Below are 16,192 nucleotides of genomic sequence, written 5' to 3' on the forward strand. Positions count from 1 at the left end.
GGATAAATCTCTTAACTAGTTTTCGCTGGCTATTGTATCAAACTTATAGGTGCGGTCGAGTTCGCTGATGCCTAAACCTGACTTTTTACGCACTTTAATTTGCACTGGTATACGCTCTTTCATCGCATCGATATGACTTATTACGCCAATAGTTTTGCCACTGGCATGTAAGTTATCAAGCGCATCAAGGGCGATATCGAGGGTTTCTTTATCGAGTGTGCCAAAACCTTCATCTAGAAACAGTGAATCAATACTCACTTTATGACTAACCAAATCAGAAAGGGCTAGCGCCAAAGCAAGGCTCACTAAAAAGCTTTCACCGCCAGATAGGGTGTTGGTATCGCGTACTTGCTCGCCCTGCCAAAGGTCGATAATTTGCATTTCTAACGACTGATCTTCCTTGCGTTTTAATCGGTAGCGGCCAGTGAGCTTTTCAAGTTGTCGATTGGCAAGATAAATCAAATTATCAAGCGTTAGCCCTTGGGCAAATTTTCTAAATTTATCACCTTTTTGCGAGCCAATTAAACCGTGTAAATAATGCCAATCTTGATACTCGCGGTTAAGTAAATCGAGCTCGTGTTTTAAATCTTTAAGCTTCTCTTGTCGCGCTACATTTTCATTAATTTGGTTGCTCAGTAACCCCAGTTGTTGGTTGGTTTGGCCAAGGGTTTCATTTAGTTCGTCAAAGGCGCTTTGTAGTTGCTGGCTATTTAGGTTTAGCGCATTAAACTCATGTGTTTGTTGAGCTTTTAACTCATTTTCAACGGTATTTATTTGCTCGCTGTTAAGTGTAAGCGCTGCATCTAATTGGCGTTTAAGCTCGGCTAGTTTATCAAACTCATCTGCTGGTAAACGTGCTTGTTGCGCCGCTTCAATGGTCGCATAAGGGGTTTGCTCCAGAAGTTTTTTTAGTTTGGTTTGCAGCTCATTTAATTGCACATTGGTATCGTTAAGTTGATCTTGTTTTTCGCTTAGCTGACCGTTGAGTTTGGTGAGCGCAGCATGAATTTGTTGGGTGTGTGTTTCGGCGGTTTTTACTTCTGTGTGAAGCGCCTCTAAGTGTGCTTCTGATTGTTGCTTTTCAGTTGCGGTCGATTTATCACCAAACAGCTTGTGGCGTGTGTGTGCTTGCTCTGCAATTTTTTGCTGTGTGGTTTCGTGCTGATTTTTTAATTCTCTTTGTTGCTTTGCAACATCCATTTGCTGTTGTGTTAAATGGTTGCATGCCTGTTGTGCCAGAGCGAGTTGCTGTTGTACCTGTTGGTATTTTTTATGCTGTGTTTTAAGTGTATTTAATTGCTGTTTCTGTTCGTTAAACCAGTTGGCTAAACCACCTTCTTGGCAGGAATATCCCGACGTGTTGATTGTATATACAAGTTCTGAAAGTGCTGATTGGTAAGCCTTTTGCTGCTCATTAAAGCTTGTTAATAGCTTTTGCTCTTTGGCTGTTAGGTTTTGTAATTGCTCAGTCGTGCTATTAAGTTTTTCAGCCAGTAATTGTATTTGATGGTTTAACTCGCGTTCTGCTTGTTGCGCCTCAGTTAACTGAGTATTTATTATTTTAACTTGTTCATGGTTTTGTAACGCAGTTGCAAGTTGCTGCTCAGTTTTTGCAATAAACGTCAGCAAAGCAGTTTCATCGCTAATCGCAATCTGTTCAATCCCCCAAGTTGTAGCGATTGAATCTAGTTGCTGGGTTTTTCTGGTGATTGCAGTATTGAGTGCATCAATTTGTTGGGCGTTGCTACTAAGTGCTGCGGAAAGCTCAATTATGTTTTGTTGTAAGTCACTTATCTCTTGTTTGAGCGTTGCGATATGTGTGTTTTCATCACCTGACGTGTTACCAATCTCAAAATGACTTAAGTCATGCTGAGCACTGCCACAAAGTGGGCAGGGAGTATCTTCTTCTAAATCTTGTCGTAGCAGTGCTAATTGGGCCTCTGCATCTTGTAAGCGAAGTGAGGTATCTAAACTTTGTTGCTGAGCTTTCAGTAGTGCATTTTGTGAAGCAAGCTGCGTTTCCAGTTCAGGTTGGGCACTCTGTAATGTTTTAATTTGCGTTTTATCCGCAAAGATTTCGTTTGTTATTTGTTGCCATTGAGTTTGCTGTTGTTTTGCAGTTTTGGCTTTATCTAGCGCCTGTTTTAGCGATTCAATTGTGTCTTCAGAAACATCAATCTCACTGTTATCACAAAATTCACTTAACTGTGTCTGTAACTGCGTAACTTGTAGCTGATGCTGTTCACGCTCTGTTTGCTCTTTTGCGATACCTGTTTGTTGCTCGCCAATTGCTTGGTTTAAGGTGGTTTTGCTCTCGGCTAACTCGGTTAGCTGGTTTTGTTGCTGCTGCAAAGAATGTGCGTTTAGTTGCAGTTTTGCGTGCTCATCAAGCCACTCTGAAAGCTGGTGTTCAAATTGCTCTATATCGATGGTTTGATCAAAGCTTGCGGCAAGTTGCTGCTTTTCAGCTTCAAGGTTATGAATGTTGCTTTCACTTTGTTGTAGCGCTTCAATCAATTCTTTTTCTTGTATATACAAGTTTTCCAGCCGCTGATTTAACTCGCTTAATTTGCTTTTGCTATGCGCAAGTTGGTTATCAAGTGGCGTTACTTGATTATCAATAAGCTCAAATAACTCTTTTTGCGCTTGCTTGGCAGTATCGAATTTAGTGGCTAATGAGTGAGTTAACTCAACTACCTTTGCTTGCTCGTTTACGAGAGTGTTTGCTTGTTGTTGATAACTTTCAATACTGGCAATTTGGTTTTGTTTGGCGTTGTTTAACAATGCGAGTCTATCTAAATCAACTGCGAGCTTTTGTGCGGGCATGGCAGTTTCAAGGCGTGTTAGTTCTGGCTGTTTTTCAGCAAGTTCATTTTCAAGCTGAATTTTTTGCTGTTGCAGTTTTTCTAAACGCTGTTGGTTTTGTGTGACTTGGTTATGCCAATCGCGTTTTGCTTGCAGGCTTGTAAGCTCGCTTTTTAAATTAGTTTGTTGTGTTTGCAGCTCACTAAATTGCTGGTTTATTTCATTTATGCGCTCTTCAGGTAACAGTTCGAGCGACTCTGTTTTAGCGTTTAGTACATTAAGTGCATCGCGTGCATCACCAAAGCGTTGGTGTACTAATTGCGAAATTTGCCCATAAATTTCTGTACCGGTGAGTTCTTCTAGTAATTCGGCGCGGTCGGCTTCTTTGGCTTGTAAGAATGCGGCGAACTGCCCCTGCGATAACATCATGGATTTTGTGAAGCGGGCAAAGTTAAGACCTGTGAGTGACTCTATTAGCTGATCTTTCTTTTTAATTTGCGCGGCAATGGGTTTGTTGCTCGCCACTTCAACAAGCTCTACTTCTGCTGGTTGTAAATTACCATCTGGCTTATTACGGGCACGGCGCATTGACCAAAAGGCACGATACACACCTTGATTTACGGCAAATTCAACTTCAGCTAAACAGTGACTGGTGCCACGGGTCATTATTTCATTATTACTTGCGCTGATTGCACCAAGCCTTGGCGTGCTGTTATAAAGCGCTAAGCAAATGGCATCTAAAATGGTGGTTTTACCGGCGCCGGTTGGCCCAGTGATAGCAAAAATACCGCTTTCGGCAAATGGCGCTTTATTAAAGTCGATTTTCCATTCGCCTTTTAACGAGTTTAAATTGGCAAAACGCAGTGACAATATTTTCATGACTGCGCTCCTTTTGCCGTATTCAGCAGTGAAATAAAGTGCTGGGTTAGACGCTCTTTACGGGCAAGTTCGTCATCTGTTGTAAATTCTTCAAGTGCAATACGTTTCTCAAAAACCTCTAAAGGGGTTATTTCAGACAGGTTTTCTTGCTTTTGTTGGCTAAGTTTAGCTACATGTTTACGCGCACGTTTTAGTTGTAATACTTCAACAGGCAAGTCTTTGGTGAGATCTAACACGGTATTTTGCAGGTCGCTAATATAGTCGTCGGTGGTAACTTCAATGCTCAGCCAGGTCGTTTCAGTTTGCTCTGCAAATACAGTTAATGCGTTTTTAATTTCGGCGAGGTTGCCTTTTATGGTTTGCATTGCTTGAAAGCGCGGGATTTCAAGTTGGCTTATTTGCGACACATTTTGCCCGTTAAATTCAACCAAGTTGACCGATTTTGTGTGTTTTAATTCATCAAAACTAAGGGCGATTGGCGAGCCGCTATAAAACACATTACCTTCTTTACCAACTTTTTGAGCGCCATGAATATGACCAAGGGCGATGTAATTGGCGTTTGGCAGTTGATGGGCATTTATACCTGACAGATGGCCGATATAAATATCGCGCACTGACTCTGAGCTAGATGCGCCTACCGCAGTTAAATGGCCCGTCATAATAATCGGTATATCTTGATCTGCTTTTAATGTTTGCGCGGCTTGAAAGGTGTTTTCAAAGTGCTCGTAAATGCCTTTGGCAAGGTTGTCTTGTTTTTCTTTTATGCTTTCGTCGGCGCGGCTGGTGACAATGTCTTTACTGCGTAAAAACGGAATGGCACAAACGTAGCCTAATGTTTTTTCCGCTTTAGAGATAGCGACGATTTGCTCTGCGACATCTTCACTTGCTTGCGATACCACATGGCAGTTAAGCGCTTTTACTAAGCTTTTAATCTCGTTAAGGGTAGCAACTGAATCGTGATTACCTGCGGTAACAATCAACTGACAATTTGCTGCTTGCATTGCCAAAATAAGCTCGCTGTAGAGGCTGCGCGCATAACTTGGCGGCGTGCCTGTATCAAAAATATCTCCTGCGATAATCACCGCATCTACTTGCTGCGTTTTAACTTGCTCAGCTAGCCATTTGATTAATAAATGGTGCTCTTTTTGCCGAGACTGATTAAAAAAGCTCTGGCCAAGATGCCAGTCAGATGTGTGAATAATGCGCATAAGAGTTCTTGATAGCAAAAAACTCACTTTATCACTTTTTAATAAAACCCATAAAGGGCAAGGAGCTACATAAAGCATAATTTTTTAACCGCTGCTTTTAGCACATAACATGTTGTTACAGTGCGTTAATTTATCCGTTAGATCTTCGCTTAATGGATGGTTATAATGCGTTTTTTATTTTGCTAACCAGTAAGAGAAATTCAGTATGTTCACGGCCATGCAAAGCCAATTTCAACGAATCGACGACAGTAAAGCGTTTCAAGCCTTTGTTATTTTTGTCATTGTGGTATCAGCGCTTAGTGTTGGTGCGCATACTTACGCCTTGCCTGTGTGGATGGAAAATCTCTTATTGCTGTTAGATAAAGGCATTACAGTATTTTTTGCGGTAGAAATTGCAATTCGTTTTATTGCTTCAAAAGGGCCTAAAGCTTTTTTCTCTAAAGGCTGGAACATTTTCGACACTATAATTGTAATAGGTAGCTTGTTACCGGTTGCGGGTTCAACGGTGTTTATTGCGCGTTTACTGCGTATTTTCCGTGTGCTGCGTTTGGTTTCTATGGTGCCTGAGCTACGTATGCTGGTGAATGCGCTGATTAAAGCAATTCCGCGAATGGGTTACATCGCACTACTAATGTTTGTAATTTTCTACATTTATGCCGCTGTTGGTAGCATGATGTTCAGTGAAATTAACCCAACCCTTTGGCGCGATGTCTCGATTTCAATGCTGACGCTGTTCCGTGTGGCAACCTTTGAAGATTGGACAGATGTAATGTACGAAACCATGGCGGTGCACCCGCTAAGTTGGATTTACTATTTGTCGTTTATCTTTTTAACTGCGTTTATTTTCTTAAATATGATGGTGGGTGTGGTGCTTGAAGTGATGACGCAAGAGCACGATAATTTTGTAAAAGAAAATACTGACGAATTAGATGAACCTGCCACCAAAGGTGAAGTGCTTGAGTTAAAAGCGCAAATTGTTGAGCTAAATAAATTACTCAGCGAACGGCTGAAGTAACCGTTATACGCGACTTGCGCATCTCGCTAACCTCGTCAACACTTATAGATAGTTGGGTGGTTAGGCGGGTGTGCAATGCAAAACAAGCAAAAACGTATTTTAACGATACTTTATTTTGTTTGCGGAATTACAGCATGTGCGTTGGCTTATTGGTTGTTTGGTGAGTTAGTTGGCGTAATTGTCAGTATCGCCGTGATCCTGTTTTTTTTAATATTTGTTTTTCTTCAATCTCCCTCTTTGTCACTTTCAAAACCATCACTTAAATTATTAGCCAAACCTGAACAACAACCTCTCTCAGTGCTGACAAATAATGCTTATCATGTTTTTGCGTTGTTGTGTGGTGGAGTTAATATTGATGAGGTTACATTAAAAAAAGCGCTCGAACGCACTTTTTTAAGCAAGCAAGTTTCTTGTAAACAGCTTAAAGCGGGGCGTTTAAGTGTGACCATTCTCTGTCCACAAATTTGCGATGAAATTGAATTTAATAAACGATTTTCTGAAGTGCTTAAAACGCATATTAATGAGTGTGAGTTTGGTGCCTGTTTGTATCGCGAGCCTTGCCAGCAGCTAAATGTATATCAATTAGCAGAGCTCGCTTTAGCTATTGCGAAAACTAAACAGCAAAGCAAATCCCATGTGTTAAAGCTTAATCAGACCAATTTAGCATTATTGCAGTACTCATTGCCTGAAATGATAAATGATATTCTTAATCGTCAATTTTTGTTGTTATTTGAGCCTGTGTTTAGCGTACATGGCGAAGCGTTATTATTTCATCATGTGGGCATCACGATTCGACATCAAAAAGTGGGACTGTGCGATGCTAAGCAGTTTTTACTCGGCTGCCTCGATAGTGATAAGTTGTTGGCATTAGATGAGCACTTACTAAAACAGTTAATTAAAACTTTGGCGCAAGACAGTAGTAACGACCCTGTATTGCTGAGTATTGACGCAGCTTCTTGGCGAAGTGCTGGCGCGATTGAAAAATTGATATCCATGGTGGAAAAGGCTGGTTTTAGTCAAATTATCCGTTTTGCTATTTCAGAAAGCGTGTTAGTAAATGACTATCATCACATTGATGCGCAATTGTATCGGGTGCAAAAACAAGGTATTGGTATTGTCGCTGAGTGCTGTCATGGTGCTTTGATCAACCTTAAAAGCAATGTGTCATTTTTATCAGGTGCGTATATTGATGAAGATGTTTTTCAGTTACCAGAAGTGCAACAAAGAGCTCTTTTCAATGCGATTTCTGGTTTTGCAGAATCACAGCATTTACAACTTTTTGCTGCTGGCATTGATGCCGCAAACCAGCTTGCAGTTTTAGTTGAATTCCAGTTTGTTGGCGCGAGTGGAAACTTTTTTCATCAAGGGGAGCACAATATTGCTTTAGGGTTAAATTAGGTTGCGATATCTTAACCCGTTAAGTCCTTGTAAGCCGCCGGTATGAATTGCCAATAGTTTACTTCCAGCTGGAAATCTTCTTTGTTTTATTAGGTTAAAAAGCGTAAATAGAAGCTTACCAGTGTAAATAGGTTCAAGGGGCAGTTGGTGACGTAAATTTTGACAGAACTGCCAAAGTTCAGCGTTAAACTTTCCATATCCGCCGTAATGATACTCCGTGAGCAATTGCCAATTAGTTTGATGCTGCGCTTTTGGACTTAACTGTTTTACCGTTTCATTTAAATAGTCAGCTTGTTTAAGTACGGCAACGCCGCGTATCTTGGTTTTTTCGGGTAAACCTTCAACCAGTCCAGCTAAGGTGCCAGCGCTTCCTGTTGCACACCATACTTCATCCACATCAGGTAAACTGTGTGCTAATTCAATCATGCCTTTTATTGCGAGCTGATTACTACCGCCTTCGGGGATGATTAAGCTATCAGGTTTGTTATTTTGTAACTCGGTTAAATAATCAAGATCATTTCGCCTGCGATAAGTAAGTCGACTTACAGGCGTTAATTTTACGCCGCACGCCGCTGCGAATTTTAAACAGGGATTATTAGCATCGAGCTGTGGCCCACGCACAATTACTTCGCTATTAAAATTAAATAAACGAGATGCCCCAGCAAGTGCATATAGGTGATTTGAGAAAGGACCTGAAAAGCTAATTAACTTGTTTATATTTTGTTGCTTTGCAAATATAAGATTATGCTTAAGCTTTCGCCATTTGTTGCCGCTAATAAGAGGGTGGGTTAAGTCATCACGTTTAACAAATAAATTGACGTTATTTTCAACTAATATTGGATGGATGATTTTTTGAATCGGTGTTTCGTCAATATTTAGTTGTAAATCAATGCTCAAAGTACGAAACTCCTTGCTTAGGTTAGTTTGCTTGCTACACTAAGAACAATAGTGCGTTTGTTAGATAACATATTAAATAATAACAAATATGAAGAAATTATTAGCACGTTTTCCATGGCTCAACAGTAAAAATAAAGACTCGCTTTTAGTTGGTATTTACATTGCGAGCGATAAAGTTGTGTCTGTTGTTTTGCACCGTGTTGATAATGCGTGGGAAATTGACGCGACAACCATTGAGCCATTTCAGCAGGAAAGTGAAAAACTCCCCGCGCTCACTAAGGCTCTGGCAACCTTACCTTCTGATGCTGCTGTATGCTTGGTTATCCCTGAAAATACCTATCAATGGGTGCAGCTAGACAAACCCAACTTACCTGAGCAGGAAATTATTACTTCTCTGCCGTGGACTGTGAAAGAGCTAGTCAGCCTCGAGCCGACAGACATTATTGCAGATTATTATGATTTGTCTTTGAAGCAAGGCGGTGTCGAAAAAATTAATGTTGCTGTAACAAGTAGAACACTATTTAGCCCTTTGCTAAAAACCTTTCACGACTCAAGCGTGCAATTATCTACTGTGACCACAAGTGAAATGATCCTATGTGACATGGTTGAGCATGATGATGGCGCGCATATGTTGGTGTCTCAACAGTTTAATAGCGAACCAAGCTTACATATTATTCGCAATGGTGAATTATTATTGTCCCGTAAGTTAAGAGGACTAATGGGGTTAGCACAACAACCACTTAATCAATTAAAGTTAGGCTTGCTGGATGCGTTTGGCCTAGAACTGCAGCGCTCTTTAGATTATTTTGAGAGTCAATTAAAACAGCCGCCAATTAAAAGCTTACAACTGGCGATACCTAATTTAGAGTTACATGGTTTAGCACAAGAGCTTAGCCAGTTTTTCCCGGCAAAAGTAATACCTTTTAATCCTATTTTGCCATTATGTCAGCAACAAAATATTGAAATGCAATTTGCCATTGCGGCAGCGCTGTCGTTAGATTCGCGAGGCAAAGATGAAAACACGCATTAATTTATACCTTGATGAGTTAAAACCAAAGCGAGAATTTCTAACGCTTGCAAATGTTGCATTGTGTTGGGCTGCGCTAACAACATTGTTAGTTTTAGTGATTGGTGTTTTTAACCATTTGGATAAAAGCAGCAAAGAGCAAATGCTGGTATTACAATCACAATTAGACCAACGTAAAGCTGAACTTGCCAAAGCGCAAAAAGCGTTAGAAATTAAGCAAGACAAGTCACCGCATCTGAGTCGAATTGAGAAGAAGAAAAGCGAAATCGAGGAAAAGCAACGCTTATTGGATTTTATGCTGACCAAAACAGAGCAAGCTAAATTTGATTATGCGCAAGTGATGACCGATTTAGCAGCGAATACACATAGCGAGGTGTGGCTCAACGAGTTTCGCTTTGTTGGTGAAGAAATTACCTTAGTGGGTGCGGCTAACCACGGTGCTGCGATCCCTGAGTGGTTAAATGGGTTAAAAAATTCAGATTACTTTAGTGCAAAGGCATTTTCATTACTGCAGTTTGAAAAACAAGAACAAGGTGTCGAGTTTCAGGTTGCGACTAAATTAGAACATTTAGGAGGCAACGATGAAAGATAATTGGCAGTTGTGGTCTGAAAAATTTGCTGCAATGGCGCAGCGCGAAAAATTAATGATTTTAGTTGTTGGCTTATTTCTACTAGCTTATTTAACTATTTGGTTTGTTATTTCACCATTGCAAACGAGCTACTCAAATAATAAAACGCGTATTACTAATTTAACGCGTCAGCAAGGCAATACTAATCAACAACTGGTTATGATTAACGAAGCGTTAAAAAGAGATTATCGTTCTGAGTTAGTGGCTGTTGAGCAGCAGATCGATCAGCAAATGGATGAAATCAACACGCATTTAGCGAAATTTAGTCTCAGTTACATCTCGCCCGAAAAAATGGCGTTAGTTTTGCAACAATTATTGAGAAAACACAAAGAATTAACCTTATCACAATTTAAAATAAACTCTGTGCAGCCAATTTTTGCTGAACGCACAGTTTCTGTTTCAGATGAAGGTGATAGTGAACGCGATAATCAGCAAAAAGAAATAGCGTTTTATCAACACACCATGCGTTTACAAATTGAGGGCAGTTACTTTTCTTTACTCAGTTACCTAGAGCAAATAAAACAGATCAAAGAAAAGTTGTTTATTCAAGAATTTGATTATCGTGTGGATGAATACCCTACCGGTAAATTAACATTAACCATTGCTACTGTAAGTGCGAATGATAAATTTATTGCGTTATAACATTGTTTTACTGAGTTTTATTTTGAGTTTTTCTGCGCTTGCGCAAAACTTACAAGATCCCACTCGACCAAAAATAACAACTGAAACGAGAGGCGCGCCAGTCAATAGTGAATCCAATCAAGAGCAATTGGTTTTACAATCTGTATTTATTAAAGGCTCAGGGTACTTGGGTGTAATAAGCGGCGAATTGGTTAAGGTCGGTGACGAGGTGCAAGGTTACAAAGTAAAAAAAATAACGCCTAATTCAGTCACGCTTGAGCAAGGCCAAACGAATAAAAAATTGAGACTATATCAGCATGAAATTAAAAAATAATTTACTCAAAACTTGGCTGACTATTTCAGCATTACTGGTCTCTGGCTGTCAGTTAACTTCTGAGCAAGCGTTAAAGCCACATATTCAAAACGAACTCGATGCTAAGCCAGGCGCAATAAGTGAACAACAACCTGAGCAAGTGGCTGCACCTATTGATTTTGAACAAGAGTTACTAGCGTCTGTTGGCGCTAATTTAGCATTGCCAAAAGAATTTGAAATGACGCGGTTTGATGTTAATGCCAATAAAGTCTCTGTAAATGACTTTTTTGTTGGACTTGTTGCGGATACGCCATACAGTGTTGCGTTACACCCAGAAGTGTCAGGTGAAATCTCCTTAACGCTGAAAGATGTCACTATGGATGAAGTGACAAAAATTGTTTCTCGTTTATACGGTATTGATGTATTTCGTGAAGGCAAGGTGGTGCAAGTACTCCCTGCCAAAATGCGAACAGAATCGATCCCTGTAAATTATTTGATGATGAAACGCAGTGGTATGTCTAATGTGAGTGTTATGGCTGGTGGCGTGAGTCAATATGATGAAGGCGGTGGTTCAGGCGGTAATGGTAACTCAGGCGGCAATAACTTCGGTAACAACCAAAATGCAGGCGGTAATAATGCGTTTGGTGGTAGTTCAAATATGCAAATGAATGGCGCGAGCATTCAAACTAGCAGTGAAACCGACTTTTGGAAAGATTTAAAGGTTGCTCTTGAGTCACTTGTAGGTGTTGGTAATGGCCGTTTTATTATTGTTAGTCCACAAGCAAGCCTTGTTACCGTGAATGCTTTACCGAGTGAAATCGCCTCGCTGAAAGAGTTTTTAAAAGCCAGTGAAGAAAGTTTACAAAGGCAAGTTGTACTTGAAGCTAAAATTATTGAGGTAACACTCAAAGATGAATACCAGCAAGGTGTAAATTGGAGTGAAGTTCTTGGCCATATTGGCAGTACAGATCTCACTTTCTCAACGACTGCAGCTGGTCAAATTGGTAACACAATTTCTTCGCAATTGGGTGGTATTACAAATTTAGTATTTAAAAATGCCGATTTTAGCGGTGTGATTAGCTTGCTTGAAACGCAAGGTGATGTACAGATGCTTTCAAATCCAAGAGTGACAGCAACAAACAATCAAAAAGCTGTGATTAAAGTAGGTGAGGATGAGTACTTTGTCACGGAAGTATCAAGTACTACAGTTACTGGTAATGCGACTACTACCTCACCTGAAATTGAATTAACGCCTTTTTTCTCAGGTATAGCACTCGATGTTACGCCGCAAATTGATGAGTTTGGTTCGGTAATTTTACATGTTCACCCATCAGTAACCGAAACTGAAGAACAAAATAAGGTAGTAACACTAAATAACCAAGATTACGTATTGCCGTTAGCACAAAGTAATATCCGCGAATCAGATACGGTTATTCGCGCAGGAAGTGGTGAAATAGTGATTATTGGTGGCTTGATGCAAACCTTAACGACCGATCAAGAATCAAAAACCCCGTTACTGGGGGATGTGCCTGTGCTGGGTAATTTATTCAAAAGCGTTCGTCGTGTTCAAAGCAAAAAAGAGTTAGTTATTTTAATTCGCCCTACTGTTGTCATGGCTGATACTTGGCAGCAACAACAACAGCGAAGTCTTAAGTTATTAAACTCTTGGTATGGTAAATAATGTATTTGTCGCACTTTGGGCTCACTGAATTACCATTTTCGCTAACACCGAATACACAATTTTATTGTGCGCTAGCACCTCATAATGAGGCAATGGAAGTGCTAGTAACGGCGCTTAATATGGGTGAAGGCTTTATCAAAGTGACTGGAGAAGTTGGTACAGGCAAAACCTTGTTGTGCCGTAAATTACTCAACAGCTTTGATGACTCAACCATTGTTGCTTATATTGCGAACTCGTATTTAAGTCCCGACGAATTGCGTTATGCCATTGCAAATGAATTACAAATTGACGTTGCAAATGATCTTGATCAGCAGTCACTTAGTCAAAAAATTCAGGACAAATTGTTAGAACTAAATCATCAAGGTAAGCGGGTTGTGCTGATCATTGATGAAGCACAATGCCTAAGTTGGGATGCCCTTGAAGCTGTTAGGTTGTTTACTAATCTCGAAACTGAAACGCGAAAGCTGGTTCAAGTCGTGTTATTTGGTCAACCTGAATTGGATACTCGTTTGGCCAATCAAAAAGTGCGTCAGTTAAGGCAACGTATCAGTTTTTCATATTCACTGCGTGCAATGACCAATGCTGAGGTTGTTTATTATATTCGACACCGTTTAGAGGTTGCGGGGGCGGCACATGCTTCCATGTTATTTTCTAACAAGGTGTGTTTATTAATTGCTAAAGCGAGCCGCGGTATTCCTCGTTTAGTTAATTTGTTGAGTCATAAAGTGCTTATTCAAGGATATGGTGAAGGCACGCTAAAAGCCAAAAAAGCCTATGTTTATTCGGCTGCACAGGATACTGAAGACTGTCAGTTATCACGTGCTCGCATATGGCCGATATACTTGTTGTTGTTTTCAATCATTGGCTTGGCGGTGTGGTTTATTATGAAGGAACAACTATGAGTGTATTGAATAAAACGCTCAAAGGGTTAGAGCAGCGCCAATCAACAAAAACAAACGAATCAGAGCGTGAGCAAACTGTTGTTGTAAAACCGGTATTTGACATTGCTGATAGTCTTCACAAATTTGCTTTGCCAAGTTTAATCTTAGTTGCAGTATTATTGACTGGGTACGTTGTTTATAAGAAAGATGTCTTTTCATCGGCTCATAATCATGCAGGCGAGAAACAAGCAAATGTCTCTTCTGAGCCAAACATTGAAGAGGTTAGGGATAAGCACTTAGATGAGGCAAATGGTGAAATTGCACAGCGCACCTTAACAGAGCAAGTAAGTGAAGAAACTAAATCACTCGCTTCTATGGAAGGTAAACCTTTAAAACCATCTACCACTGTTACAAATCTAACAGCGCAAGAACAGCCACTACCAGCTAAGCAAATTAAACCAAAACTTAGTCAGAATCTTACTTCCAACATACAGCTTCAAAATAAATCCGCACCTCCATCTGAGCTGTCGATGAAGGAGATTGCGCAAGTAAGCGCATCACAAAAAGCACAAGAATATTTTCAAGCAGGTAAAAAAGCGTTTACGTTTGGCATGGTGAGTGAAGCAATTGCTGAGTTACAGCAATGTATTAGTGTTTTGCCAGAACATATTGAGTGCCGCAGCCTACTGGCAGCGGCTTACTATGGTAGAAAAGATATTACCAAAGCCAGTAGCGTATTAGAGCAGGGGCTAGGCTTACGTCCAGATAGTATTGAGTGGCGAACCTTATTGGCAAAAGTGTATGCCGATAACAAACAATATCACGAGGTGCTCAGTGTATTACCCCAGCAATTTGAAAATCAAGGTGGCAGTGACTTTTGGATTTTAAAAGGCTTAGCAGCACAGCAGCTAGCACAACATGAAGTTGCGTTACGCAGTTTTAAAAAATTGACATTGTCAGAGCCGCAACAAGGTAAATGGTGGATGGCAATGGGACGTTCGGCAGAGCAGCTAAAACAGTGGCAAAACGCCATTCAGTATTATACAACAGCGACTCAAATCGGTAATTTATCGCCTTCTTCACAACGCTATGCTGTTGAGCGATTGCAGTTTTTAAGAGGTCAATTAAATGCGTCCTAGACTCAAAATGCGATTGGGTGATTTGTTAGTACATGAACACATCATCTCAGAACAACAATTAAATGATGCATTACAAGCACAAAAAACAACTGGTCGTAAATTGGGTGCAACTCTGATTGAGCAGGGCGTCATTGAAGAGAAGCAATTACTCCGCTTTTTGGCACAACAGCTAAACGTTGCGTTTGTAAACTTAGATAATGAAAGCATTGACCCTAAAGTTGTAAAACTTATTCCTGAAGTTTATGCGCGACGTTTTAGAGCGTTGGCTTTGGCTGATTTAGGTGAGTCAATTCAGATAGCAATGAGTGACCCAGCCGATCTGTCGAGCCTGGATCAAATTGCGCCATTGGTTGCCCCTAAACAAATTGAGCTTGTAGTTGCACAAGAGCAGCAAATTTTAAACGCGTTTGATTCTTTATATCGTCGAACACAAGACATTGAGAGTTTTGCATCCCAGTTACAAGAAGAATATCAAGAAACAGAAGAATTTGAACTCAATGCAATTGATGAAAATACTTCAGATGCAACCGTTGTTAAGTTACTGCAATCAATCTTTGAAGATGCTGTACAAATGCGAGCATCTGATATTCATATCGAGCCTGATGAAGGTATTCTGCGTATTCGTCAGCGCATAGATGGGATTTTGCATGAGAACACCCTTGACCAAGTAGCGATTTCTGCAGCGTTAGTATTACGCCTTAAGTTGATGTCTGGTTTAGATATTTCAGAAAAACGCTTACCACAAGATGGCCGTTTTAATATCACGGTAAAAGGCCATAATATTGATGTGCGTGTTTCAACTATGCCGGTACAACATGGTGAGTCTGTGGTAATGCGTTTATTAGATCAGTCGGCGGGGCTGTTAACGCTTGATGAAACCGGTATGCCAGCAAAAGTGCTGAATAAAATGCGTACTGCATTAAAACGACCTCACGGCATGATTTTGGTTACTGGGCCTACGGGGTCAGGTAAAACCACCACTCTTTATGGCGCATTAAGTGAGCTAAATCAATCAAGTAAAAAAATAATCACAGTAGAAGACCCGGTCGAATATCGCTTGCCACGGATAAACCAAGTTCAAGTTAACAGTAAAATTGGGTTAGATTTCGCGTCTGTACTTCGCACAACACTTCGTCAAGATCCCGATATTCTGATGGTTGGTGAGATGCGTGACCAAGAAACTGTTGAAATTGGTTTACGTGGCGCACTGACTGGTCACTTGGTTTTATCTACACTGCACACCAACGATGCTATCACCAGTGCAATGCGTTTAATTGATATGGGAGCGCCTAGTTATCTTGTTGCAAGTTCACTACGGGCTATTTTAGCGCAACGCTTAGTGCGAAGGGTATGCGATAAATGTGCACAAGAATACACACCCGATGCACAAGAGTCGGCTTGGGTTAATCATATTAGCGAACATTATCATGGCGCTAAATTTAAGCTAGGTAAAGGTTGTAATAGTTGTAATCAAACGGGCTATCGCGGACGAATAGGTGTATTTGAATTGCTTGAAATGAACGAGCCTATGATGGATGCATTGCGATTAGCTGATACCCAAGCATTTTCCGATGCAGCGAGAGCTAACCCTGAATTTGAAGCACTAGCAGTTATGGCGCTTGATTATGCAGCGCAAGGAATTACGTCACTTGAGGAAGTGTTCAGAGTGGCAGAAAGCTTACCTGAGCTGGTAGGTTAA

At 40.5% G+C, this 16,192-nt stretch carries 13 protein-coding genes; 10 read left to right on the top strand and 3 right to left on the bottom strand.

Annotated features, from left to right (window positions below):
* Window positions 1-15: 15 nt before the first annotated feature.
* Together OM33_RS04655 and sbcD are read right to left on the bottom strand one after the other, a co-directional pair.
* Window positions 16-3,684: an AAA family ATPase gene (locus OM33_RS04655; protein WP_038639325.1), complete on the bottom strand. Its 3,669-nt coding sequence runs from the start codon at window positions 3,682-3,684 to the stop codon at window positions 16-18.
* Window positions 3,681-4,892, bottom strand: a complete 1,212-nt coding sequence (sbcD, locus tag OM33_RS04660; RefSeq protein WP_038643020.1) for an exonuclease subunit SbcD — start codon at window positions 4,890-4,892, stop codon at window positions 3,681-3,683. Before sbcD ends, OM33_RS04655 begins: the two co-directional genes overlap by 4 nt.
* Window positions 4,893-5,097: 205 nt before the next feature.
* On the opposite strand from sbcD, the gene OM33_RS04665 reads away from it, so the two are divergent.
* Together OM33_RS04665 and OM33_RS04670 are read left to right on the top strand one after the other, a co-directional pair.
* Window positions 5,098-5,907, top strand: a complete 810-nt coding sequence (locus OM33_RS04665) for an ion transporter (RefSeq protein ID WP_038639328.1) — start codon at window positions 5,098-5,100, stop codon at window positions 5,905-5,907.
* Window positions 5,908-5,982: 75 nt separating this feature from the next.
* Window positions 5,983-7,305 carry an EAL domain-containing protein gene (locus OM33_RS04670; RefSeq protein ID WP_038639331.1) on the top strand — a complete coding sequence of 441 codons (1,323 nt, stop codon included), beginning with the start codon at window positions 5,983-5,985 and terminating at the stop codon, window positions 7,303-7,305.
* On the opposite strand, the gene OM33_RS04675 is transcribed toward OM33_RS04670, so the two are convergent.
* On the bottom strand, window positions 7,297-8,202 hold the full coding sequence (locus OM33_RS04675; RefSeq protein ID WP_038639333.1) for a 1-aminocyclopropane-1-carboxylate deaminase/D-cysteine desulfhydrase: 906 nt from the start codon (window positions 8,200-8,202) through the stop codon (window positions 7,297-7,299). The genes OM33_RS04670 and OM33_RS04675 overlap by 9 nt on opposite strands.
* An 88-nt stretch (window positions 8,203-8,290) precedes the next feature.
* Between OM33_RS04675 and OM33_RS04680 the strand changes: the two genes are divergently transcribed.
* The 8 genes from OM33_RS04680 to OM33_RS04715 are packed head-to-tail and all read left to right on the top strand — an operon-like array spanning window position 8,291 to window position 16,192.
* Window positions 8,291-9,232, top strand: coding sequence for a hypothetical protein (locus OM33_RS04680; protein WP_038639336.1), 942 nt, complete (start codon window positions 8,291-8,293; stop codon window positions 9,230-9,232).
* Window positions 9,216-9,821 (top strand): PilN domain-containing protein, encoded by a 606-nt coding sequence (locus OM33_RS04685; protein WP_038639339.1) that lies wholly within the window; start codon window positions 9,216-9,218, stop codon window positions 9,819-9,821. The genes OM33_RS04680 and OM33_RS04685 overlap by 17 nt, the downstream gene beginning before the upstream one ends.
* The gene (gene gspM, locus OM33_RS04690) at window positions 9,811-10,500 is read left to right on the top strand and encodes a type II secretion system protein GspM (RefSeq protein WP_038639341.1); all 690 of its coding nucleotides are present in this window, start codon (window positions 9,811-9,813) and stop codon (window positions 10,498-10,500) included. Before OM33_RS04685 ends, gspM begins: the two co-directional genes overlap by 11 nt.
* Window positions 10,478-10,813, top strand: a complete 336-nt coding sequence (locus OM33_RS04695) for a hypothetical protein (protein ID WP_038639344.1) — start codon at window positions 10,478-10,480, stop codon at window positions 10,811-10,813. The genes gspM and OM33_RS04695 overlap by 23 nt, the downstream gene beginning before the upstream one ends.
* Window positions 10,797-12,473 (top strand): pilus (MSHA type) biogenesis protein MshL, encoded by a 1,677-nt coding sequence (mshL, locus tag OM33_RS04700; protein ID WP_038639347.1) that lies wholly within the window; start codon window positions 10,797-10,799, stop codon window positions 12,471-12,473. The genes OM33_RS04695 and mshL overlap by 17 nt, the downstream gene beginning before the upstream one ends.
* Window positions 12,473-13,375, top strand: a complete 903-nt coding sequence (locus OM33_RS04705; RefSeq protein ID WP_038639350.1) for an ExeA family protein — start codon at window positions 12,473-12,475, stop codon at window positions 13,373-13,375. Before mshL ends, OM33_RS04705 begins: the two co-directional genes overlap by 1 nt.
* A complete protein-coding gene (locus OM33_RS04710) occupies window positions 13,372-14,493 on the top strand; it encodes a tetratricopeptide repeat protein (protein WP_038639353.1) in 1,122 nt (373 codons plus the stop codon). Before OM33_RS04705 ends, OM33_RS04710 begins: the two co-directional genes overlap by 4 nt.
* The gene (locus OM33_RS04715) at window positions 14,483-16,192 is read left to right on the top strand and encodes a GspE/PulE family protein (RefSeq protein WP_038639356.1); all 1,710 of its coding nucleotides are present in this window, start codon (window positions 14,483-14,485) and stop codon (window positions 16,190-16,192) included. The genes OM33_RS04710 and OM33_RS04715 overlap by 11 nt, the downstream gene beginning before the upstream one ends.

The sequence above is a fragment of the Pseudoalteromonas piratica genome (assembly GCF_000788395.1).
Taxonomy (GTDB): domain Bacteria; phylum Pseudomonadota; class Gammaproteobacteria; order Enterobacterales; family Alteromonadaceae; genus Pseudoalteromonas; species Pseudoalteromonas piratica.